Below are 20,901 nucleotides of genomic sequence, written 5' to 3' on the forward strand. Positions count from 1 at the left end.
GCCGGAGGTCAGTGGTCCTCGGAGGCCCCGGGGACGTTCCGGTACGACTGCGGCCCCCGGGGACGCAGGCCGAGCATGGGGCACCGGGCGGTGGGGTTCCAGCTCCCCTAGCGGCAAAACACTCGGGCGATGACTAGCTTCCGCTGGCGGGAAGCGGGAATTCCGTTGCCAACACTGGGGTTTCGCCCACCTCCCGAGAGCCTAGCGTGGCCGTTCAGCGCCTCCTCGGAGGCGGAGAACCCGAGCGGGAGCAGGGCCGATGCGAGTGTTGTTCGCGGTTTCGGCGTGGCCGGGCCACTACTTCCCGATGGTGCCGCTCGGCTGGGCCCTGCGGGCGGCCGGTCACGAGGTGCGGGTGCTGTGCGCGAAGTCCGATGTGGACCCGGTGACCCGCGCGGGGCTGACCCCGGTGCCGGTGCTGGACGGCCTCGACCTGCTGGTCGGCGCCCGCATGATCAACCTGATCGGCGCCTACCGGGGGAACTGGCCGTACCCGGCCCCGCCGCTGCACCCGGAGACCGGGGAACCGCTGGACCTGGCCGGCTTCGACTTCGGCGCCTGGCACGAGGGCATCCGGCCCGAGCTGCTGGACCGCGCCACCCGCAGCACCGACGCCGCCGCCGCCTTCGCCCGCGACTGGCGCCCGCACCTGGTGGTGCACGACATGATGAGCCTGGAAGGCCCGCTGGTCGCGCGCGTCACCGGGGTCCCGGACGTCCTGCAGCTGTGGGGCCCGGTCGGCACCGGCGACGACTACAGCCCGGTGGGCGGGGCGGCGAAGGCGGAGCCCGCGGTACCCGTGGACACCAGCGGCGCGTTCGCCCGCCACGGCGTCGGGGAGATGGGATTCCACCACGTCGACCACGTCCTCGACCCGTGTCCGGCCGCGATCCGCCCCACCAGCCGCGAGCACCGCGTCCCCGTCCGCTACCTGCCCTACAACGGGCCCGGCGCGGCACCGCTGGACCTGCCGCCGCGCACCGGCAGGCCCCGGGTGTGCGTGGTGTGGGGCCGCTCGGCGACCCGGACCTTCGGGCCGGTGGTGAACAAGATGCCGCAGGTGGTGCGGGCGGCGACCGCGCTGGGCAGCGAGGTGCTGCTGCTCGCCTCGCCCGCCGACGCCCGGGAGTGCGGTCCCCTGCCGGAATCGGTGCACGTGCGCACCGATCTGCCGCTGAGCCTGGTGCTGCCGGGCTGCGACGCGGTGGTGCACTACGGCGGCGGGGGAGCGACGATGACCTCGGTGGTGGCCGGGGTGCCGCAGCTGGCGCTGCCCTGCGGGTTCGACCAGACCGCGATGGCCGAGCGGATCACCGCGGCGGGCGCGGGCCTGGACCTGCCGAACTGGGCGGCCGACGAGGAGTCCACCACCGCCGCGCTGGAACGGCTCGTCTCCGAACCGGCCTTCGCGAAGTCCGCCGCCGAGCTCGCCACCGCCTCCGCCGAGCTGCCCGCCCCCGCCGAGGTCGTCCCGGCCCTCGCCCGCCTCGCGGCCTGACCGGGACCCGGCCGTCGTCGGGGCGGCTCGGCGGCTTCCCCGCCGCCGGGCCGCGCGGCGCGCGCCGTCCCGGAGCGAGCGGAGGGCGGATCAGCTGGTGCGGGCGGGGAGGTAGCGGGTCAGCAGGTCGTCGAGGTAACCGGGACCGAAGTCGAGCTCGGCGAACCACGGCACCAGGCGGTGCAGCTTCGCCAGGCTCACCCGGGTCAGCTGCGGCGGTCGCGCAACCCGGTGCAGCTCGGCGCGCACGCCGAGGTGGCGTTGCAGCGCCTCCACCAGATCCGGGACCGCGATCGGCACCCCGGAGGCCACGTTGACGACCTCCCCGCGCACCTCCCGGGAGCACAGCTCGGCGAGCACCGGCGGCACGTGGCGCACGTCCAGCAGGTCCCGGTGCGCGGCGGGGTGCACGGTCACGGAGCCGGCGAGCACGCCGCGCACCAGGGTCGGCAGCAGCTGCCCGGGCTGCTGACCCGCCCCGACCAGGTGCGTCAGCCGGAGCACCAGGTGGCGCGCCCCCGACTCGGCGCAGCGGCGCTCCAGCGCGAGCTTGTGCCTGCCGTAGGCGTTCCGCCCGGTCACCGGCGAGTCCTCGGTACCGGGCACCCCGTCGGAGCCGTAGAGCGCGGCCGAGGAGGTGGACAGGAACACCGCGGTGCGCCCGCTCCGGCGGCAGCGGTCCAGGACCTCGTCGACGAGCGCGGCTTCCCGGGCGAAGGCGGCGGGGTCGGCGGCGGCCGTGGTGGACACCCCGGCCGCGATCACGGTGACCTCGGGGTACCGGTCGCCGCAGTGCGCCGCGAAGTGCCGGGCGAGGAACCCGGAGCCGACGACCTCCATCAGACCGGTGCCCGGACGGCCCGCTCGCGCACCGCGTCCACCAGCCGCGCGGTCTCCTCGGCGGCGTCCAGCCAGGCGCTCTCGCCCGGGTCGCGGTCCAGCGCGGTGCGGGCGAAGGCGGCCAGCGACTCGCGGAACTGGTGGGCCGGGGCCAGCACCCGCTCCTCGGCGTGGTCCTGCTCGTCGATGCGCAGCAGCGGGCGGTGCTCGACGGGCGGGGTGAACGCGCGGTCCAGGGCCAGCGCCGCCGCCGAGCCCCACACCCCGTAGCGGGAGCGGTAGGTGTGCTGGAAGCCGAACTCCAGGTCCGCGAACACACCGCCCGGGGACACCAGCAGCGCGTGCCCGGCCAGGTCCACGCCGCGCTCCCGGTCGATCCGCAGCGCCGCGCCCACCACCTCCAGCCCGGCGCCGAGCAGCAGCTGCGCCGCGCGGATCGGGTACACCCCGACGTCGAGCAGCGCCCCGCCCCCGAGCTCCGGCGAGTAGCGGATGTCCGAGGCGGGCAGCGGTGGGATGCCGAAGGTGGCGGTGAAGGTGCGCGGCTCGCCCAGGCGCCCGCCCGCGAGCAGGTCGGCCACCACCGCGTGCTGCGGGTGGTGCAGGAAGGCGAAGTTCTCCCGCAGCACCAGCCCGCGCTCCCGGGCCAGCCCGGTCAGCTCCCCGGTGCGCTCGCCCCGGTCGGTGAGCGGCTTCTCGCACAGCACGTGCTTGCCCGCGCGCAGCGCGCGGGCGGCCCACTCGTGGTGCAGCGCGGTGGGCAGCGACAGGTAGATCGCGTCGACGCCGGGGTCCTCGACGAGCTCGGCGTAACCGGTGGGGGTGCCGCCGAAGCGCGCGGCGAACTCGGCCGCCTTCGCGGGGTCGCGGCTGGCGACGGCGGTGGTGGTCAGCTCCGGGATCTCGGCGATCGCGGGCAGGGTGCGCCGCCGCGCGATCGCGGAGCAGCCCAGGACCCCGAGCCGCAGGGGCCCGGGACGCGGCGCCGCGGCGCTCACCGCAGGCCCCGCAGGCAGGCGACGAGGCTGCGGGCCTGCACGTTGACGTAGTGGCTGTGCTTGAGCAGCTCGGTGAGCTGGTGCAGCGTCAGCCAGCGGAAGTCCGGCGGCGCCCCGTCGGCGGCCTCCGGCGCCACCTCGATGATCTGGTACCGGTTGCGGGCCTGGTAGAAGCGACCGCCCTCCTCGGAGAGCTCGGTGTCGAACAGCACCTGCCCAGGATCGCGCCGCAGCACCTCGTCGAGGAACGGGGGCCGGTAGTCCACGCCCAGCCCCTCGTAGTTCTCCGGCGTGCACTGCACGGTCGGCGCCAGCTCCACCACGTCGAGGTAGCCGGGTTCCACGCGGGCGTTCACCAGCGCGTGCAGGACCCCGTCCACGCGGGTGACCAGCAGCGCCACCACGCCGGTGCCGTGCGGGCGCAGCAGCGGCTGGGTCCAGCCGCCGACCTCGCGGCTGTTGCTGCGCACGTCGACGGCCAGCACGGTGAAGAAGGCGCCGAGCTCGTGGCGGATCTCGTCCGCGGTGCGCCGCCACCGCCGCACCCCGTGCAGCGGGATGAGGTCGGTGCGGACCAGGTGCTCGGACTGCCGCGCGGTGATCCAGCTGCGGATCTCCGCGGTGGTGTGCAGCGTGCCGGAGCGCGGATCTCCGGAGCGGGCCAGGGCGGCGGCGAGTTCGCCCGGCTCCTCGGCCGCGCCCTCGAACCCGCCGGGGACGCAGGACAGCACGGTGCGGGAGTCCATGTTCACCAGGTTGTCCACCGCCAGCAGCCGGTGCAGCTGGCCGAGCGTCATCCAGCGGAAGTCCTCGTGCTCCTCGACCGGGCCGCTCGCCTCCACGACCATGTTCCGGTTGCGCTTGCGGAAGAACCAGGAGCCCTGCTCGGACTGGAGCACGTCGCTGAGCACCTGCCGTTCGGAGGCGTCGCGGAAGTGCGCCAGGTGCGGGACGGCGCCGCCCTCGTGCACCCGGGTGTAGTTGCTGCGGGTCGCCTGCACGGTGGGGGACAGCTGCACGCCGTTCACGTTGCCCGGTTCCGTCTTGGCCTGCATCAGGAAGTGCAGCACGCCGTCGATCTCGCGGGCCAGGACGCCGAGGATCCCGATCTCCGGCTGGTTGATGATCGGCTGGGTCCAGGAGCGCACCGGGCCGTGGTCGGTCTGCACCCGCAGGCCCTGCACGCGGAAGAACTTCCCGCTGTCGTGGCCGAGGTCGCCGGTGGCGTCGTCGAATCGCCACTTGTGCAGTTCCGCGAAGGGGATCCGGCGCACGTCGTGCAGCTGGGCGGCGCCGCGTTCGGCGAGCCAGGACAGGAGCTCCTCGGTGGAGTGCAGGGCGTCCCGCTCGGTGCTCGCCGAGCGCGCCAAGCGGTGCGGCAGCGTGGTGTCCGGCTGGCGCAGCAGGTTTCCGGCAGGCATGGGGCCTCCTCCGCGCAGGGTCCCGGTGCTCCGCGGGCGGCTCGCCGGGTCGGCCCCCATTCCTACCGGGGAAAGAGTAGGCGAAACCCCAGTCGGGCCGGGTCGGGCCGGGCCGGCCGGATGATTGCGCGCCCGGGGGCCCGGGTAGTCCCGGGTTGATCGCGGGCTCTGTCCGACTGTCCGATCCACCAGGAGGTGTGAGAACGATGACGACCGCACGCGAGATGATGACCCCCGGCACGAGGTGCGTGAACACCGACCAGACCGCCGCCGACGCGGCGCGGCTGATGACGGAGCTCGGGGTGGGCGCGCTGCCGATCTGCGGCAAGGACGACAAGATCAAGGGAGTGGTGACCGACCGGGACCTCGTCGTCAAGGTGCTCGGGAGGGGACGGGACGTGGGCTCGTTCCCCGCCGGTGACCTGAACCAGGCCGAGGCGGTGACGGCGGGTGCCGACGATTCCGCCGAGACGGTGCTGGCGACCATGACGGCGCACGAGGTCCGGCGGCTCCCGGTCATCGACGGCGGTCGGCTGGTGGGCATGGTCTCGCTGTCGGACGTGGCCAAGGCGCTGCCGAACCACCAGGTCGGCGACCTCGTGGAAACCCTGTCCACGGCCTGAGGGGCGGATCCGGAGTTCCGGGGAGCGGCCCGCCGGCGCGGGGCCGCTCCCCGGAACTCGTGCCGCTGGCGGTCCGAGCGGGGCCGCGGGTGGCGGTCAGGCCAGGTGGTGCACCTCCTGCAGGCCGTAGACGGGGGTGGGGATGCCCTCGACGCGGGCCTTGAGCTGCAGGGCCAGGTGCAGCGAGTAGTGCCGGGACTGGTGCAGGTTCCCGCCGTGGAACCACAGGCCCGGTTGCCGGGTCGGCTTCCACATGTTGCGCTCCTCGCCCTCCCACGGCCCCGGGTCCTTCGTGGTGTCCGAGCCGAGCCCCCAGACCTTGCCGACCCGGTCGGCGACCTCCTGGCCGATGAGGTCGGCCGCCCAGCCGTTCATCGAGCCGTACCCGGTGGCGTAGACGACCAGGTCCGCGGGCAGCTCGGTGCCGTCGGCCAGCAGCACCGCGTCCTCGGTCAGCTCGGCGACCTGCCCGTGCGCCAGCCGGATCGAGCCATCGGCGACGAGCTCGGCCGCGCCCACGTCGATGTAGTAGCCCGAGCCCCGCCGCAGGTACTTCATGAACAGCCCCGAGTCGTCGTCGCCGAAGTCGAGCCGGAACCCGGCCGCCTCCATCCGCGCGTAGAACGCGGCGTCGCGCTCCCGAATCGCCTCGCACGCGGGCCGCTGGAACCGATCCATGATCCGGTACGGCATCGAGGCGAAGATCAGGTCGGCCCGGCGGGTGGTCGTGCCCGCCGCCGCGGCCTCCTCGGAGTACAGCGGGGCCAGCGAGAGCTCCAGCAGCGACTCCGAGCGGGAGATGTGCGTGGAGGAGCGCTGCACCATGGTCACCTCGGCCCCGGCCTCCCACAGCGCCGCGCAGATGTCGAACGCCGAGTTGTTCGACCCGATCACCACGGCCTTCCGGCCCCGGTAGGCGTCGGGGCCGGGGTGCCGCGAGCTGTGGTGCTGCTCGCCGCGGAACCGGTCCCGGCCGGGCAGCTCCGGCACGTTCGGCTTGCCCGACACGCCCGTGGCCAGCACGAGGTGCGCCGGGCGCAGCACGACGGGATCGCCGTCGCGCTCCAGCTGCACCGTCCACCGGCCGGTCTCCTCGTCGTGATCGGCCGCGAGGCAGGTCGTCGACGTCCAGTAGTTGATCTCCATGATCGCGGTGTACATCTCCAGCCAGTCCGCGATCTTGTCCTTCGGCGCGAACACCGGCCAGGTGGGAGGGAACTCCAGGTAGGGCAGGTGGTCGTACCAGACCGGGTCGTGCAGGCACAGCGACTTGTAGCGGTTCCGCCACTGGTCGCCGGGCCGGGCGTGGCTGTCCACCACGAGGTGCGGGACGCCGAGCTGGCGCAGCCGCGCGCCCAGCGCGATGCCGCCCTGCCCGCCGCCGACCACCAGGACCTCGGGGCCGCCGCCCTCGGCCATCGCGGCGAGCTCCGCGTCTCGCCGCTCCCGCCAGCTCAGCCGCCCCGGGCGCACCCCGTGCTCGGCGCCGCGGGGCCGCCGGGGGCCGGTCGGCTCCTCGTGCCCGGTGAGTTCGTCCAACGTGGTCAGGAGCGTCCAGGCGCCCTCCTCGACCAGCCGCAGGTGCCCGGTGCCGCGCCCGACGGCCGTCTCGAACGCGAACCAGGCCTCGACCACCCCGTCCGACTCGGTGGGCTCCTCGGTGAGGTGGAAGCCGCGCGCCCCGGTGTTCGCGGCGGTGGCGCGCACCAGATCGGTCACGCCCGCGCGGTCCTCGACGGTCTTGAGGTTCCAGGTGAACGCGACCAGGTCGCGCCAGAACGACGTGGGGGCGAACAAGCCCGCCGCGCGCTCCCCGTCGCACTCGGCGAGCGCGGCCCCGAACCCGGTCAGCCAGGTCTCGGCGCGTTCGCGCGCACCGGCCCGCTCGGTCGTCTCGTGCAGCGTCTCGGACATGACGATGACCTCCCCGCACCGCGCGCGCCGTCACCCGCGACGGCGCGTTCTCCGGCTAGCGAACCCGATCCGGCCGGGGAGCGGGAAGGGGAGTGGCACCGTTGCGGACCCACGTCCCCCGGATGCGGGAGTCAGCCGGCGGTGCCCGTGATGATCGTGCGCGCCGCCTCGGCGGACTTGCGCACCACCTCCTCGACGTCGTAGCCGTTCATCGACAGCACCCCGTCCTGGTAGAAGGTCGCGTAGCCGTGCGCCTGGGTGAGCAGCTGCTCCATCAGCAGCAGCCCGCGCGCCGCGTCGGGGGCCGCGGCGAACGAGAGCGCCAGGTACTCGTCGATGAGCAGCCGCCGTTGGGCGTGCAGCTCCGCGAAGCCCGCGTCGCGCAGCGGTTCGGCGAACACGACGTGCAGCCCGGCGCGGTGGCGCAGCATGTGCGCGGTGTAGGCGGCGGCCGCGGCCGCCAGCCGGTCGGCGGGGTCCTCGTGCGCGGCGGCCGCCTCGACGACCTCGGCGCGCAGCTCCTGCGCGACGGTGCGCGCCACCTCGGCGAGCAGCGCCGCCCGGTCCGGGAAGTGCCGGTAGGGGGCCGCGGTGCTCACCTCGCAGCGGCGGGCGACCTCGGCCACGGAGAACGCGGCGAGCCCGCGCTCGGCGATGAGCTCGCGCGCGGTCCGCACCAGCGCCTCCCGGAGCTCTCCGTGGTGGTAGCCGCGCGGTGTGGCAGGGCTCAAGTCCGATCGCCTCCTGTTCGCGGGTCGGCGGGTCCCGATCTGATTCCCGCCCTGACGGAGATCACACACCAGGCGGGGTGTGAGTTCTCGGACAGGGTCTTTCGATTGCGCCCAATGTAAGTGCTCTCTAACTTTGAGGGGGCGCATGAACGCATGGCAATGCGCGCACGAGAAGTGACTGGAGGAACGCATGGCCCCGACACCCGCCCTGGCCGCCCCGCGGCCGGGCGCTCCGCTGGAGCGCACCACCATCGACCGTCGCGACCTGCGCCCGGACGACGTGCTCATCGACATCGCCTACGCGGGCATCTGCCACAGCGACCTGCACCAGGCGAGCGAGGAGTGGGGTGAGGCGATCTTCCCGATGGTTCCCGGGCACGAGATCGCGGGCACCGTGGCCTCGGTCGGCTCCGAGGTCACCGCGCACCGCGTCGGCGACCGGGTGGGTGTCGGCTGCATGGTCGACTCCTGCGGGGAGTGCGAGGCCTGCCGCGCGGGCACCGAGCAGTTCTGCGCCCGCGGCAACGTGCAGACCTACAACGGCGTCGGCTTCGACGGTGAGAACACCTACGGCGGCTACAGCGGTCAGGTCGTCGTCCGCGACGCCTTCGTGTGCCGGATCCCCGACGGGGTCGGCCTGGACGAGGCGGCGCCGCTGCTGTGCGCGGGCATCACCACCTACTCGCCGCTGAACCAGTGGGGTGCCGGGCCCGGCAAGCGGGTCGCGGTGGTCGGGCTCGGCGGGCTCGGCCACATGGCGGTGAAGATCGCCGCCGCGATGGGTGCCGAGGTCACGGTGCTCAGCCAGAGCCTCAAGAAGCAGGAGGACGGGCTGCGGCTCGGGGCGGCGGCCTACCGCGCGACCTCGGACCCGGACACCTTCACCGCGCTGCGCGGGAGCTTCGACCTCATCATCAACACCGTCTCGGCGGAGCTGCCGGTGGACTCCTACCTCTCGCTGCTGGCCACCGGTGGCGCGATGGTGAACGTGGGAGCCCCGCCGGTCCCGTTGTCCTACAACGCCTTCTCGCTCATCGCGGGCAACAGGTCGCTGGCCGGGTCGATGATCGGTGGCATCCGGGAGACCCAGGAGATGCTGGACTTCTGCGCCGAGCACGGCATCGGGGCCGAGATCGAGACCATCGGAGCGGACCAGGTCAACGAGGCCTACGAGCGGGTGCGCAACAGCGACGTCCGGTACCGCTTCGTCATCGACACCGCTACGTTGTGACGCTCCCGCCCTGCTCGGCGGGGTGAGCGGCGGAACCTCGGCGGCTTCCTCGCCGCGGGAGCGGCCCGTGCTCGGGCGGTCCTCGCGAGGAAGCCGCCGGGAGTCGTCCGCGCGGGTCGTGCCGTCGGCGCTCGGCGGGTTCGCCGCCGAGCGGAACGAGGACGACGCCGCGCCGCTCCCGCGCGGGGCCGCCCGATAAAGTTGATCTCCAGCGGGGGAGGTCGGCGAGCGGGGGAGTGGCATGAGTGCGCGGGAGCGCGTCCGGACCGTCGTCGAAGCGCCCGCGTTCCACGCCGTCGTCGTCGGCGTCATCGTGCTGAACGCGATCACGCTCGGCTGCGAGACCGCGCCGGGGCTGATGGCCCGGTACGGCGTGCTGCTGCACGCGATCGACCGCGCCGCGCTCGCGTTCTTCCTCGTGGAACTGGCCGCTCGGGTGCACGCGCACGGGCGGCGCTTCTTCGCGGATCCCTGGAACTGCTTCGACCTCGTGGTCGTCGGCATCGCGCTCGTCCCCGCCTCGGGCGGGTTCGGCGTGCTGCGCGCCCTGCGCATCCTGCGGGCGCTGCGGTTGATCTCGGTGGTGCCGAGCATGCGCCGGGTGGTCGCCGCGCTGCTGTCCGCGCTGCCGGGCATGGCCTCGATCGCGGCGCTGCTCGCGCTGATCCTCTACGTCGCGGCGGTGCTGGCCACCACGCTCTACAGCGAGATCGCGCCCGAGTACTTCGGCGACCTCGGCGACTCGCTGTTCACCCTGTTCCAGGTGATGACCGGTGAGGCCTGGTCGGACGTGGCGCGCGAGGTGATGGCCGAACAGCCGGTGGCCTGGGTCTTCTTCGTCGGCTACATCGCGGTGACCACGTTCACCGTGCTCAACCTGTTCATCGCGGTCGCGGTGAGCGCGATGGAGAGCCAGGTCGGCCGGGAGGAGCGCCCGGCGGCCGACCGGGCCGCCGTGCAGGACCTGCTGGGCGAGGTCCGGGCCCTGCGGGCGGAGGTCCGCGAACTGCGCGAGACCCCCGCCGCCGCGGGGCGGTGACGGGCCGGGGCTCGACGGCCCCGGCCCGCCCGGCTCACAGCGAGGACGCGAGGCGGTTCGCCAGCAGGCTGGTGAACTTCGCCGGATCGCGCAGCTCCCCGCCCTCGGCGAGCAGCGCCATCCCGTACAGCAGCTGCGCGGTCTCGGTGAGGTCCGCGCGTTCCCCGTGCTGGCCGTAGGAGTCGCGCAGCCCGCTCACCAGCGGGTGCGTCGGGTTGATCTCCAGGATCCGCTTGACGCGCGGCACCTGCTGGCCCATCGCCCGGTACATCTTCTCCAGCGTGGGCGTCATGTCCTGGTTGTCCCCGACGATGCAGGCGGGCGAGCTGCTCAGCCGCGAGGACAGCCGCACCTCCTTGACGTCCTCGGACAGCGCGGTGCTCAGCCAGGACAGGACCCCGGAGAACTCCTCCTTCTGCTGCGCGTCCTGCTCGGAGTCCTCGTCGAGGTCCACCTCGCCCTTGGTGATCGACTGGAAGCGCTTCCCGTCGAACTCCGGCACCGACTCGACCCACATCTCGTCGATCGGGTCGGTCAGCAGCAGCACCTCCAGGCCCTTGTCCCGGAACGCCTCGATGTGCGGGGAGTTCTCCACCTTCGCCCGGGAACCACCGGTGATGTAGTAGATCACCTCCTGGCCCTCGGGCATCCGCTCGACGTACTGGCGCAGCGAGGTCTTCTCGGTCTCGTCCCGGGTCGACTCGAACGAGGAGATGTCCAGGATCAGCTCGCTGTTCTCCGGATCACCGACGATGCCCTCCTTGACCGCCTGGCCGAAGTTCTCCCAGAAGGTCGCGTAGCGCTCGGCGTCGTTCGCCTGCAGCTCCTGCACGGTGGTGAGCACCTTCTTCACCAGCCGGCGGCGCACCATCTGGATCCGGCGGTCCTGCTGCAAGATCTCGCGGGAGACGTTGAGCGAGAGGTCCTGGGCGTCCACCACGCCCTTGACGAACCGGAGGTACTCCGGCATCAGCTCTTCGCAGTCGTCCATGATGAACACGCGCTTGACGTAGAGCTGCGCGCCGCGCTTCTGGTCCCGGGAGAACAGGTCGAACGGGGCGGTCGCGGGCAGGAACAGCAGCGCCTGGTACTCGAAGGTGCCCTCGGCCCGCAGGTGGATGGTCTCCAGCGGGTCGTTCCAGTCGTGCGCGACGTGCTTGTAGAACTCGTTGTACTCCGACTGCTCGACCTCGCCCTTGGGCCGCGCCCAGAGCGCCTTCATGGAGTTGATCGTCTCCAGCTCGCGGGTGGTCTCGCCCTCCTCGCCGGGCTTGTCCACCTCCAGCCGGATCGGCCACGCGATGAAGTCGGAGTGCTTCTTGACGATCTGCTTCAGGGTCCGGGTGTCGGTGTAGTCGAGCAGCCGGTCCTCCTGGTCCTCGGGCTTGAGGTGGAGGATGACCGAGGTGCCCTGCGGGGCGTCCTCGATCGTCTCGATCGTGTAAGTCCCCTCGCCGGAGGACTCCCAGCGCGTCGCGCTGTCCTCGCCCGCCTTGCGGGTCACCAGGACGACCTTGTCGGCGACCATGAAGCTGGAGTAGAAGCCGAGCCCGAACTGTCCGATCAGCTCCTGCGCGGCGGCCGCGTCGGAGGTGTCCCTGAGCTCCTTGAGCAGTTCCGCGGTGCCCGACTTCGCGATGGTGCCGATCAGGTCGCGCACCTCGTCCTTGCTCATGCCGATGCCGTTGTCCCGGATCGTCAGCGTCCGCTGCTCCTGGTCGGGCTCCAGCAGGATGTGCAGGTCCTCGGTGTCGACCTGCAGGTCCTTGTCCTGGTAGGAGGCGAGCCGCAGCTTGTCGATCGCGTCCGAGGCGTTCGAGATGATCTCCCGCAGGAACGTGTCCTTGTTCGAGTAGATGGCGTGCACCATCAGCTGCAGCAGCTTCTGCGCCTCGGCCTGGAACTCGGCCGTTTCCACCTGCGTGCTCATGGACTTCCTTCCTGGCGCACCTCGCGTGCCGCCGTCGACGCCGTGGGGGTTCCGCCGGCCGGTCCGGCCGGGATTCCGCTGGCGTGAGATTACTTGGTCGCTCACCGGGACGTGCACGCCTTCGACCGGGGTTCCCGCCGGTGGCGGGCGGTCCGGCATGCTGTGCGGTGTGTCCGGTTCGGAGAACTCCTCGAAGCGAGCGCTGCGGTCCGATGCCCGGCGCAACCTCTCCCGGATCCTCGCGGCCGCGCGGGCGGAGCTGACCGAGCGCGGCCCGGCGATCCGGCTGGAGGACGTGGCCCGCCGCGCCGAGGTCGGCCCGGCCACCCTGTACCGCCGCTTCGCGGGCAGGCAGCAGCTCGTGCGCGCGGTGTTCGACGAGTACTTCACGACCGAGGTGGAGCCGCTGCTGCACGAGGCGGCGGCCGATCCGGACCCGTGGCGCGGACTGCGCCGGGGGCTCGGCGACAGCGTGGCCACGGTGGTGCGCAACTCCGCGCTGCTGCGCGCCGCCGGGGAGTCCGGGGTGCCGTTGAACGACGTGGTGCCCCGGTTCCTGGCGCCGATGGGCGAGCTGCTGCGGCGCGCGCAGCGCAGCGGCGTCGTCCGGCCGGAGCTGGTGGAGCGGGACCTCACCGCCGTGCTGGTGATGGCCCTGTCGGCGGCCAGCAGCGGGGTGGCCGAGGAGACCACCGGCGGACCGGAGGGCTGGCGGCGCTACTTCGCGGTGCTGCTGGACGGCTGCCGCGCGGAGGCGGCCACCGAGCGGCTGCCGTTCACCCCGGACGACGAGGAACGCTCAGGGAATTCTCAGCCGGATTAAGTGAGAGGACGTTCTCACTTGGGTAGTGTCGAGTGCGTTCCCCACCTCGATCAGGAGGGCCTGATGTCCTCAGCACCGACCGATCCCGCCCCCGCCCCCGAGCTCCCGTTGCACATGCGCCGCAACGGGTTCGACCCCGTTCCCGACCTCGCCGCCCGGCGCGAGGAGGCCGCCCCCACCCCGGTCGTGACCCCGTTCGGCGCGCGGGCGTGGCTGGTCACCCGGTACGCCGACGTCCGCGCGCTGCTCGGTGACGCGGAGACCTTCAGCAACGCCTGGGAGCGCCCGAACTCCGAGCTCTCCGCCGAGGAAGCCGCGGAGCTGCGCCGGGGCAACCTGCTCGCCCTCGACGCGCCGGAGCACACCCGGCTGCGGCGGATGCTCACCCCGGAGTTCACGGTGCGGCGGATGAAGCGGCTGGAGCCGCGCATCGTCGAGATCGTCGACGAGCACCTGGACGCGATGGAGCGCGCCGGAGCGCCGCGCGACCTCGTCGCGGACTTCGCGCTCCCGATCCCCTCGCTGGTGATCTGCGAGCTGCTCGGGGTGCCCTACGTCGACCGCGCGAAGTTCCAGGAGCGCACCGGCGTTCTCCTGGACACCTCGCTGCCGGAGCGGGAGCGGGTGGCGGCGGACATCGCGCAGCGCGAGTACATGCGCGAACTCGTCGTGCGCGCGCAGACCGAGCCCGGTGACGACCTGCTCGGCATGTTGATCCGCGAGCACGGGCACGAGCTGGAGACGTCCGAACTGGTGGGCATCGCGAACCTGCTGCTGCTCGCCGGGCACGAGACGACCTCGAACATGCTCGGGCTCGGCACCCTGGCGCTGCTGCGGCATCCCGAGCAGCTGGCCCTGGTGCGCGACGACCCGGAGCAGGTCGGGCCCGCGGTGGAGGAGCTGCTGCGCTGGCTGAGCATCGTGCACACCGGGGCGCCCAGGGTGACCACCCGGGAGGTCGAGATCGGCGGCGAGGTGCTCCCGGCGGGTGCGATGGTGCTGTTCGCGCTGCCCGGGGCGAACCGGGATCCGGAGCTGGTGGCCGATCCGGACGTCCTCGACGTCACCCGCAAGCCCGCCGGGCACATCGGCTTCGGCCACGGGGTGCACCACTGCCTCGGGGCGCCGCTGGCCCGGATGGAGATGCGCATCGCGTTCCCGGCCCTGCTGCGCCGCTTCCCCGAGCTGCGCTCGGCGACCCCCGACGACGAGATCGAGTTCCGCAGCTACCACTTCGTCTACGGCCTGAAGAAGCTCGACGTCACCTGGTGACGACGCGGCCGCCACGGCCCGCGCACCCGTCCCCGGCGGGTGCGCGGGCCACCGCCGTGCGCACGACGCGCCGGACCGCGTCCGGCACCTGAGCGCGGTCGGGCCGACCACCGGGCCCCGGGCCGCCCGCGGGCCGCTGGGTCCGGCGTCGCCGGCCGCGTCAGAAGGAGCTCAGGGTGGGGTCGTGGTCGGTCTCCCCCACGGGGTACATGCTGGTCATCCAGTGGTAGAAGTTGTCCCCGCGCTCGCGGAGCAGCGCGTAGAGGCGGTGCAGCATCCCGTCCCGGACCTCGCGGAGCTCGGGCTGCTCGTAGCGGTTGTGCAGCTCGTCGGGATCCAGCTCCAGGTCGTAGAGCTCGTTGTGCGACTCGGGGTTGACGACCAGCTTGTAGCGGACCCCGCGCAGCATCCGCTGCGGGTACGGGAAGTGGTGGCCGTGGTACTCGGCGACGACGTCCGGTGCCCACTCCGGCCGCTCGCCGCGCACCAGCGGCAGCAGGCTGCGGCTGTCCACCGCCGGGGCCGGGTCCTCCCCGGCCAGTTCCAGGATCGTGGCGGTGAAGTCGGTCAGGGTGACGAACTCGTCCCGGACCTGCGGCGGCTGCCCGGGGACCGAGACGATGCCGGGGATCCGGTAGATGTCGTCGTACATCGCCGGGCCCTTGTCGTGCAGCCGGTGCGCGCCGGTGAACTCGCCGTGGTCGGCGGTGAACATGATGGAGGTCCGGTCGGCCAGCCCGAGCTCGTCGAGCGCCCGGCGCAGCCTGCCGACCTGCTCGTCGATGAGCGTGACGTACCCCCGGTACACGGCGATGAGCTTGCGGCTGGTCTCCGGCGACATGGTGTCGAACGCCCAGTGCGCGCTGTAGTTGCGCTGCACCGGTGGTTTCCCCTCGAAGGTCTCCTGCGCCGAGCGGGGCAGCTCGATCTCGTCCGGGTCGAACAGGTCGTAGTAGGCGTCCGGCAGCAGGTACGGCAGGTGCGGGCCGAAGTAGTGCGTCGCCAGGAAGAACGGCTTGTCCGAAGTGGACTCGTCGGCGGCGAAGCGCTCCAGCATCTCGATGGTGCGGGTGGTCAGGTAGTGCTCGAAGGTCGCTTCCACCGGCTGCCGCAACCGCGCCGCGAGCAGGTTGCCGGGGTTGCCGTTCGGCGCGGTGCCCCGCACCTCCTCGCGGATCGCGTACGGCGGCAGCCCGCGCTCGTCCAGGTAGGCCAGGTAGTCCGGGTGATCGACCGGGTTGTGCCAGCCGGGCAGGTCGGGCCCCTGGAACCCGTAATCGGCGGCGTTGCGCCGCACCCCGCCGTGCCACTTGCCCAGCAGCCCCAGGTTGTAGCCGCGCTCCGCGAGCCGCTCGGAGAAGGTGAACTGTCCGGGACCCAGGTCCTCCAGGTAGCCGACGTTGCGCTCGTAGTTCGCCAGCAGCTTGTGCCGGAACGGCGCGTGTCCGGTGAGCAGGCTCGCCCGGGCCGGGGTGCAGATCGCGGTGGGGGTGAAGCAGTTCGCGAACCGGGTTCCGCTCGCGGCGATCGCGTCCAGGTTCGGGGTGCGCACGGCGGTCGGATCGCCGTAGCAGCCGAGGGTGTCGATCCGGTGCTGGTCGGTCATCAGGAACAGCATGTTGCGCGGCAAGGGGGAACTCCTCGGGAACGGGGGCGGATCAGGAGCCGGTGGCGGCCGGGACCGACGGTCCGGGGTCGCCGGGGCCGGGCAGCGGGTAGCGGGCCAGCAGCGGGGACTCGCGCAGCGCCAGCGCCAGGCCGCCGAGCGCACCGCCCCAGGGCGCGGTGGTGGCGGTGCCGAACCCGACGCCGCGCAGCGAGCGCATCCCGCGCTCGGCGAAGGACGTCCGCAGCGGCTCGGCGAACGGCTCGCCGAGGTCCGCGAGTTCCCCGCCGAGCAGCACGCGGCCGGGGTTGACCGCCGTGCACAGCGCGGCCAGCGCCGCACCGGCTCGCGTCCCGGCGGCGCGGATCGCCTCGCGCTCCGGGCCCGGCCGCTCGGCGGCGGCGCGCAGCACGCTCCAGCGGCGGTGCCCGGTGGCGCGCAGCAGCGCGGGCACCGAGGCGTACCGCTCCAGGCAGCCGCGGCCGCCGCACCAGCAGTCGGGGCCGTCCTCGGCGACCGGCAGGTGCCCCAGCTCGGCGGCGACCCCGCCGGTGCCGCGCACCAGCTGCCCGCCGATGATCAGCCCGCCGCCGACGCCGTGCGAGAAGTGCGCGTAGAGCAGGTCGGCCGCCCCGGTGGCCGCGCCCCAGGTGGCCTCGGCCAGCGCGGTGAGCCGGGTGTTGTTGTCCACTCCCACCGGGGCGCCGAACGCGCGGGCCAACCGGTCGGCGACCAGCTCCCGCCCGCGCGGGGCGTGCTCGGCCAGCCCGCCCGCGGGAGCGAGCACCAGCTCACCGGGTCCGGTGGAGCCCACCCCGATCCCGGCCAGCGAGTCCAGCGAGATGCCGTGCCCGGCGGCCGCCTCCCGGACGGCGCGCTCGGCCAGCGCCAGCCGGTCGGCTGCGCTGCGCGCGGCGCCGTACGGCAGGTCCGCCCGCGCCCGCACCCGGTGCGCGGCGTCGGCCAGCACCAAGCGGAGCCGGTTGCGGCCCAGTTCGAGTCCGAGGTACTGGCCCGTCGCCGGGTTGAGCACGAGCCCGGAGGTGGGGCGCCCGCGCCGGTTCGAGGGCGCGCGTTCGGTCTCCACGACGACACCGCGCCGGAGCAGGTCGCCCAGGATCGCCGAGAGCGTGGTGCGGGAGAGCCCGCTGCGCTCGGCGACCTCGGCCCGGCTGAGCTCCCCGCGCTCCCGCAGGCAGCCGAGCACCCGCTCGGCGTTGTCCTGGCGCAGCCGGTGCAGCGCGGTCGGTGCGTCCTCGGCGGTCATGGGCCGCAGCGTAACCGCGCGTCCGCTGATTTTCGACCGGGCTCGGTCAGAAAGTGCGTCCGGATTCTGACGGAGTGTTGACGCAAATCGCGGGTGGTGCCAGTCTCCTTCGCACCGAGCAGCCCGGAACACCGTGGTTCCGCCGCCGGAAGTGGAGATGCCGCATGTCCGAATCCCGCACGCAGCCGCCCACGACGGCGGGCGCCGCGGCGCGTTCCGTGTTCTTCTTCGGCTCCTTCGGCGGGATCCTCGCCGGGTACGACCAGGGCATCGCGGCCGGGTCGCTGCTGTTCATCTCGCCCGCGCTGGGCCTCACGCCGTGGACCAAGGGCCTGGTGGTGAGCTCGCTGATGTTCGGCGCCATCCTCGGCAGCCTGGTCGCGGGCTCGCTCGCGGAGCGCTGGGGCCGGCGACCGATCCTGCAGGTCGGGGCGGCCGTGTTCGGGATCTCCGCGCTGGGCATGGCGCTCGCGCCGAGCGTGGCGGTGCTGGTCGCCGCGCGGGTCCTCGGGGGGCTCGCCGTCGGCATCGCCTCGGTGGTGGTGCCGACCTACCTGTCCGAGCTGGCACCCACCCGCAACCGCGGCGGCATCGCCACGCTGAACCAGCTCATGATCGCGATCGGCATCTTCGCCGCCTACGTGATCAGCCTGGTGCTCTCGCCCTGGGGCGCGTGGCGCTGGATGCTCGGACTCGCCCTGGTGCCCTCGTTGCTGCTGCTGATCGGGGTGTCCCGATCGCCGGAGACGCCGCGCTGGCTGGTCGCCCGCGGCCGGGAGGACGAGGCGCGCCGCGTGCTGGGCAGGCAGGTCGGCGAGCAGGAGGCCGATGCGGTGCTCGACGACATCCGCCGGGCCAGGGACGCCGAGCCCCGGCGCGAGCGCGCCCGCTGGCGGGAGCTGCTGACCCCCGCGTTGCGGCGGCCGTTGCTGGTCGCGGTGGGCCTGGCGCTGCTGCAGCAGTTCATCGGCATCAACACGATCGTCTACTACGCGCCGACCATCCTGCGCGCGGCCGGGTTCGGCGACAGCGCCGCGCTGCTCAACAGCGTCGGCCTCGGTGCCCTGTCCATCGTGACGACGCTGATCACCGCGCGGGTCGTCGATTCCGTGGGGCGCAAGCGGTTGCTGCTGATCGGCGGAACGGCGATGTTGCTGAGCATGACCGTGCTGGCGGTGCTGTTCGGCGGCGAGCTGCTGGACGGCGTCGCCGGGGCCACCGGTGCCGTGCTGTGCCTGGCGGTGTTCAAGGTCGCGTTCTCGCTGAGCTGGGGGCCGCTGATGTGGGTGCTGCTGCCGGAGCAGTTCCCGCTGCGGGTGCGCACCCTCGGCGTCGGGGTGGGCTCGTTCGCGAACTGGACGGGCAATCTGCTGGTGTCGCAGTTCTTCCCGGTGCTGCTGGTGTTCGGGGCGGGTGCGGTGTTCGGCATCTTCGCCGGGTTCGCGGTGCTGGCGCTGATCTTCACCGCGACCTGCCTGCGCGAGACCTCCCGCCGCAGCCTGGAGGAACTGGAGCTGGACGCCTGATCCTCCCGGCTCGGGGTGAGCGGATGCGTCGTCGCGGGTGAATCGAGCCGCATCCGCCCCCGCGCGCTTTCAAGATCATGTTCAATGGTCCCGGGACCGCGCGGTGATCGCCGGTCCGGAGGATCCGGCGCCGCGCCGTCCGGGCGGGCGCCCGCCCGCAGCGCGGACGCGGTGCCGCGGCGCGAGGGGCGGACGAGATCATGGAGGCGGGCGGACACGCGTGCACGGGTGCGCTGGCGGGCGCGGCGGCGAGCAGCGCGCTGGGCGCGTTCACCGGCGCGGACCTGGGAATCGCGGGGACGGCGGTGGGCGCCCTGCTGGGCGCGGGCGCGGCCCTGCTGCCGGACCTCGACGCGGACGGGGCGACGGCCTACCGGAGCGGAGGCAGGGTGACCGCGGTGGTGGGGGAGTGCTTCCAGTGGCTCGCGCGCACCGCGTACGGCGGCACCCGATTACCCCACGACCCCAACGGGGACGGGGAGCACCGCGGTCTCGTGCACACCCCGCTCTTCGCGGCGGCGCTGGGCCTGCTGGTGGCGCTGGGAGCGCTGCTGACCCCGTGGGTGACCGGGGTGGCGATGGTCCTGGTGCTGGCGCCGGGAATCTCCGCGCTCTCCCGCTCCGGCCCGCGCTGGGTGCGGCGGAACCTGCGCACCGACCGCGATCCGGTCGCGCTGGTGGTCGCGATCGGCATCACCTGCGCGCTGGCGCTGGCCGGGGCGATGGCCGAGCTCGGTTGGTTCGCCGGGCTGTCGATCACGATGGGGATGATCGTGCACTCGGTGGGCGATTCGGCCACGCGCAGCGGGATCTGCTGGACCTACCCGATCCGCCGCCGCTGCGCCAAGTGCGCGCGCAAGTCCTCGGCGCGCTGCTCCGGGGCGCGTTGGCGCCGCGGCCACGTGCTGCCGAAGTCGCTTCGCTGGAGCGTCGGTTCCCGGCGCGGCAAGCGCATCGAGCGCGCCATCGAGGTCGTCTGCCTGCTCCTGGTCGCGGTCCTGCTGCTGCCCGACGTCGCCGAGCTGGCCCGCACCCTGGGCTGAGCCCGGCCCCGGCGCGGGGTGCGCGCCGAGGCCGGCTCGTCCGACGGCGAGACCCCCAGCTCGCCGTCGGGCCTCCGGGGCGACCGAGGCCGATCCGGCGCCGGTCGCTCGCGCGGCACCGAGCCGGAGCGCTACCGGCGCAGCAGCGCGGCGGCGGCCACGACAGCGGCGACCCCGACCAGGACCAGCGCGAGCAGCGCGAACCCGTGCTGTCCCGGCGAAATCCACGCCTCGGCCACCGCGCCCGCGCACACCGTCCCGCCCCACACGTACGGCCCACCCCCGCCCCGCCGGCCGCGGGGCCGCCGGAACGCGCCCTCCGAGGGCGAGGCGGCGCGGGCTGAGGAAGTCGTTGTCATGGAAGACCCTCCTGGCGGTCACCGGGGCGTCAGCTGCCTGCCTCCGTGGTAGACCTCGCGAGGAGTTCGTTCCGCGTCAGAAGTCACGCTCGACCGGATGAGCTTCCGCTGCCGGGCTCACCGGGTGGGGCGGAGGCCGGTGAGGACGACGTCGAGGAGGTGGTCCGCGCGGGTCCCTCCGGAGCGGTGCCAGAGGAAACCGCACAGCAGCAGGAGATCGTCGGCGTCGACGTCCGAGCGCAATTCGCCGGTGGCGCGGCCCGCGTCGAGCAGGGCGGTGACGGCGGCGTGCACGCGGTCGTGGTGTTCCGGGGCGAGGTCCGCGCGGGTGGCGGCCTCGACGGCGCGGGAGAGGCCGTGCTCGGCGCGGGCGCAGCGGTCGAGCTGGTCCAGCCAGCGGCGCAGCGCTTCCAGCGGCGGGTGCGTCGCCAGCAGGCCGGGAGCGGCGGCGAGCAGCGCCTGCACGTCGTGCTCGTGCAGCGCGAGCAGCAGCGCGTCGCGGTTCGGGAAGTGCCGGTAGAAGGTGCCCTGGCCGACCCCGGCGCGCTTCGCGATCGAGTGCAGCGTGGTGGCGGCGGACTCGGCCAGCGCGGTCGCGGCCACGTCCAGGATCCGCGACCGGTTCCGCTCGGCGTCGGAGCGCTCGGCCCTGCCGGATGCTCCGGGCACGTGATCCCTCCCCGCGTCGAGCGAACGTTCCCGCGTCGACCGCTGGCAGCGTACCGCTGCGAGCGCGCGCAAGGTGGGCGCGGCACCACGCGGGGCGGCCGTGGGCGGTGG

General features: G+C 73.4%; 18 protein-coding genes. 8 read left to right on the top strand and 10 right to left on the bottom strand.

Annotated elements, in window-relative coordinates; all coding sequences use genetic code 11:
- The first annotated feature begins 259 nt into the window (after window positions 1-259).
- Window positions 260-1,498: a nucleotide disphospho-sugar-binding domain-containing protein gene (locus ACL03H_RS00525; RefSeq protein WP_412808999.1), complete on the top strand. Its 1,239-nt coding sequence runs from the start codon at window positions 260-262 to the stop codon at window positions 1,496-1,498.
- A gap of 90 nt (window positions 1,499-1,588) precedes the next feature.
- Here ACL03H_RS00525 and ACL03H_RS00530 read toward each other — a convergent pair whose 3' ends face one another.
- From ACL03H_RS00530 to ACL03H_RS00540, 3 genes are read right to left on the bottom strand one after another with little or no spacing between them, the layout of a single operon-like run.
- A complete protein-coding gene (locus tag ACL03H_RS00530; protein WP_412809000.1) occupies window positions 1,589-2,338 on the bottom strand; it encodes an NAD-dependent epimerase/dehydratase family protein in 750 nt (249 codons plus the stop codon).
- Window positions 2,338-3,336 (bottom strand): Gfo/Idh/MocA family protein, encoded by a 999-nt coding sequence (locus ACL03H_RS00535; protein ID WP_412809001.1) that lies wholly within the window; start codon window positions 3,334-3,336, stop codon window positions 2,338-2,340. Before ACL03H_RS00535 ends, ACL03H_RS00530 begins: the two co-directional genes overlap by 1 nt.
- Window positions 3,333-4,757 carry an NDP-hexose 2,3-dehydratase family protein gene (locus tag ACL03H_RS00540; RefSeq protein ID WP_412809002.1) on the bottom strand — a complete coding sequence of 475 codons (1,425 nt, stop codon included), beginning with the start codon at window positions 4,755-4,757 and terminating at the stop codon, window positions 3,333-3,335. Before ACL03H_RS00540 ends, ACL03H_RS00535 begins: the two co-directional genes overlap by 4 nt.
- A gap of 206 nt (window positions 4,758-4,963) precedes the next feature.
- Here ACL03H_RS00540 and ACL03H_RS00545 point away from each other — a divergent pair, with 206 nt between their 5' ends.
- Window positions 4,964-5,380 (top strand): CBS domain-containing protein, encoded by a 417-nt coding sequence (locus ACL03H_RS00545; protein ID WP_412809003.1) that lies wholly within the window; start codon window positions 4,964-4,966, stop codon window positions 5,378-5,380.
- A gap of 96 nt (window positions 5,381-5,476) precedes the next feature.
- Here ACL03H_RS00545 and ACL03H_RS00550 read toward each other — a convergent pair whose 3' ends face one another.
- A complete protein-coding gene (locus ACL03H_RS00550; protein WP_412809004.1) occupies window positions 5,477-7,294 on the bottom strand; it encodes a flavin-containing monooxygenase in 1,818 nt (605 codons plus the stop codon).
- Between the two features lie 131 nt (window positions 7,295-7,425).
- A complete protein-coding gene (locus tag ACL03H_RS00555; RefSeq protein WP_412809005.1) occupies window positions 7,426-8,025 on the bottom strand; it encodes a TetR/AcrR family transcriptional regulator in 600 nt (199 codons plus the stop codon).
- A gap of 190 nt (window positions 8,026-8,215) precedes the next feature.
- Here ACL03H_RS00555 and ACL03H_RS00560 point away from each other — a divergent pair, with 190 nt between their 5' ends.
- Together ACL03H_RS00560 and ACL03H_RS00565 are read left to right on the top strand one after the other, a co-directional pair.
- Window positions 8,216-9,256, top strand: a complete 1,041-nt coding sequence (locus tag ACL03H_RS00560; protein ID WP_412809006.1) for an NAD(P)-dependent alcohol dehydrogenase — start codon at window positions 8,216-8,218, stop codon at window positions 9,254-9,256.
- Window positions 9,257-9,497: 241 nt separating this feature from the next.
- The gene (locus tag ACL03H_RS00565; RefSeq protein ID WP_412809007.1) at window positions 9,498-10,295 is read left to right on the top strand and encodes an ion transporter; all 798 of its coding nucleotides are present in this window, start codon (window positions 9,498-9,500) and stop codon (window positions 10,293-10,295) included.
- Between the two features lie 34 nt (window positions 10,296-10,329).
- On the opposite strand, the gene htpG is transcribed toward ACL03H_RS00565, so the two are convergent.
- A complete protein-coding gene (htpG, locus tag ACL03H_RS00570) occupies window positions 10,330-12,225 on the bottom strand; it encodes a molecular chaperone HtpG (protein ID WP_412809008.1) in 1,896 nt (631 codons plus the stop codon).
- Between the two features lie 169 nt (window positions 12,226-12,394).
- Here htpG and ACL03H_RS00575 point away from each other — a divergent pair, with 169 nt between their 5' ends.
- Window positions 12,395-13,048 (top strand): TetR/AcrR family transcriptional regulator, encoded by a 654-nt coding sequence (locus tag ACL03H_RS00575; RefSeq protein WP_412809009.1) that lies wholly within the window; start codon window positions 12,395-12,397, stop codon window positions 13,046-13,048.
- Between the two features lie 63 nt (window positions 13,049-13,111).
- A complete protein-coding gene (locus tag ACL03H_RS00580) occupies window positions 13,112-14,320 on the top strand; it encodes a cytochrome P450 (protein WP_412809010.1) in 1,209 nt (402 codons plus the stop codon).
- Window positions 14,321-14,480: 160 nt separating this feature from the next.
- Here the strand turns inward: ACL03H_RS00580 and ACL03H_RS00585 are convergent, their stop codons facing one another.
- Both ACL03H_RS00585 and ACL03H_RS00590 read right to left on the bottom strand, forming a co-directional pair.
- The gene (locus ACL03H_RS00585; protein WP_412809011.1) at window positions 14,481-15,950 is read right to left on the bottom strand and encodes a sulfatase-like hydrolase/transferase; all 1,470 of its coding nucleotides are present in this window, start codon (window positions 15,948-15,950) and stop codon (window positions 14,481-14,483) included.
- A gap of 28 nt (window positions 15,951-15,978) precedes the next feature.
- On the bottom strand, window positions 15,979-17,193 hold the full coding sequence (locus ACL03H_RS00590) for an ROK family transcriptional regulator (protein ID WP_412809012.1): 1,215 nt from the start codon (window positions 17,191-17,193) through the stop codon (window positions 15,979-15,981).
- Between the two features lie 164 nt (window positions 17,194-17,357).
- On the opposite strand from ACL03H_RS00590, the gene ACL03H_RS00595 reads away from it, so the two are divergent.
- Entirely contained in the window at window positions 17,358-18,719 is a 1,362-nt protein-coding gene (locus ACL03H_RS00595) for a sugar porter family MFS transporter (protein WP_412809013.1), read from the top strand.
- A gap of 200 nt (window positions 18,720-18,919) precedes the next feature.
- Complete coding sequence (locus tag ACL03H_RS00600) at window positions 18,920-19,762, top strand: metal-dependent hydrolase (RefSeq protein WP_412809014.1); 843 nt, start codon at window positions 18,920-18,922, stop codon at window positions 19,760-19,762.
- Window positions 19,763-19,893: 131 nt separating this feature from the next.
- On the opposite strand, the gene ACL03H_RS00605 is transcribed toward ACL03H_RS00600, so the two are convergent.
- Both ACL03H_RS00605 and ACL03H_RS00610 read right to left on the bottom strand, forming a co-directional pair.
- Window positions 19,894-20,121 (bottom strand): hypothetical protein, encoded by a 228-nt coding sequence (locus tag ACL03H_RS00605; RefSeq protein WP_412809015.1) that lies wholly within the window; start codon window positions 20,119-20,121, stop codon window positions 19,894-19,896.
- A gap of 117 nt (window positions 20,122-20,238) precedes the next feature.
- Window positions 20,239-20,790, bottom strand: coding sequence for a TetR/AcrR family transcriptional regulator (locus ACL03H_RS00610; RefSeq protein WP_412809016.1), 552 nt, complete (start codon window positions 20,788-20,790; stop codon window positions 20,239-20,241).
- Between the last annotated feature and the right edge of the window lie 111 nt (window positions 20,791-20,901).

It is taken from the genome of Saccharopolyspora antibiotica, assembly GCF_047200635.1.
Taxonomy (GTDB): domain Bacteria; phylum Actinomycetota; class Actinomycetes; order Mycobacteriales; family Pseudonocardiaceae; genus Saccharopolyspora_C.

What these genes read in the sequence shown, in the direction of transcription:
- ACL03H_RS00525 (WP_412808999.1), top strand. Translation starts at nt 260, where the DNA reads ATGCGAGTGTTGTTCGCGGTTTCGGCGTGGCCGGGCCACTACTTCCCG.
- ACL03H_RS00530 (WP_412809000.1), bottom strand. Translation starts at nt 2,338, where the DNA reads ATGGAGGTCGTCGGCTCCGGGTTCCTCGCCCGGCACTTCGCGGCGCAC.
- ACL03H_RS00540 (WP_412809002.1), bottom strand. Translation starts at nt 4,757, where the DNA reads ATGCCTGCCGGAAACCTGCTGCGCCAGCCGGACACCACGCTGCCGCAC.
- ACL03H_RS00545 (WP_412809003.1), top strand. Translation starts at nt 4,964, where the DNA reads ATGACGACCGCACGCGAGATGATGACCCCCGGCACGAGGTGCGTGAAC.
- ACL03H_RS00550 (WP_412809004.1), bottom strand. Translation starts at nt 7,294, where the DNA reads ATGTCCGAGACGCTGCACGAGACGACCGAGCGGGCCGGTGCGCGCGAA.
- ACL03H_RS00560 (WP_412809006.1), top strand. Translation starts at nt 8,216, where the DNA reads ATGGCCCCGACACCCGCCCTGGCCGCCCCGCGGCCGGGCGCTCCGCTG.
- ACL03H_RS00565 (WP_412809007.1), top strand. Translation starts at nt 9,498, where the DNA reads ATGAGTGCGCGGGAGCGCGTCCGGACCGTCGTCGAAGCGCCCGCGTTC.
- htpG (WP_412809008.1), bottom strand. Translation starts at nt 12,225, where the DNA reads ATGAGCACGCAGGTGGAAACGGCCGAGTTCCAGGCCGAGGCGCAGAAG.
- ACL03H_RS00580 (WP_412809010.1), top strand. Translation starts at nt 13,112, where the DNA reads ATGTCCTCAGCACCGACCGATCCCGCCCCCGCCCCCGAGCTCCCGTTG.
- ACL03H_RS00590 (WP_412809012.1), bottom strand. Translation starts at nt 17,193, where the DNA reads ATGACCGCCGAGGACGCACCGACCGCGCTGCACCGGCTGCGCCAGGAC.
- ACL03H_RS00595 (WP_412809013.1), top strand. Translation starts at nt 17,358, where the DNA reads ATGTCCGAATCCCGCACGCAGCCGCCCACGACGGCGGGCGCCGCGGCG.
- ACL03H_RS00600 (WP_412809014.1), top strand. Translation starts at nt 18,920, where the DNA reads ATGGAGGCGGGCGGACACGCGTGCACGGGTGCGCTGGCGGGCGCGGCG.
- ACL03H_RS00605 (WP_412809015.1), bottom strand. Translation starts at nt 20,121, where the DNA reads ATGACAACGACTTCCTCAGCCCGCGCCGCCTCGCCCTCGGAGGGCGCG.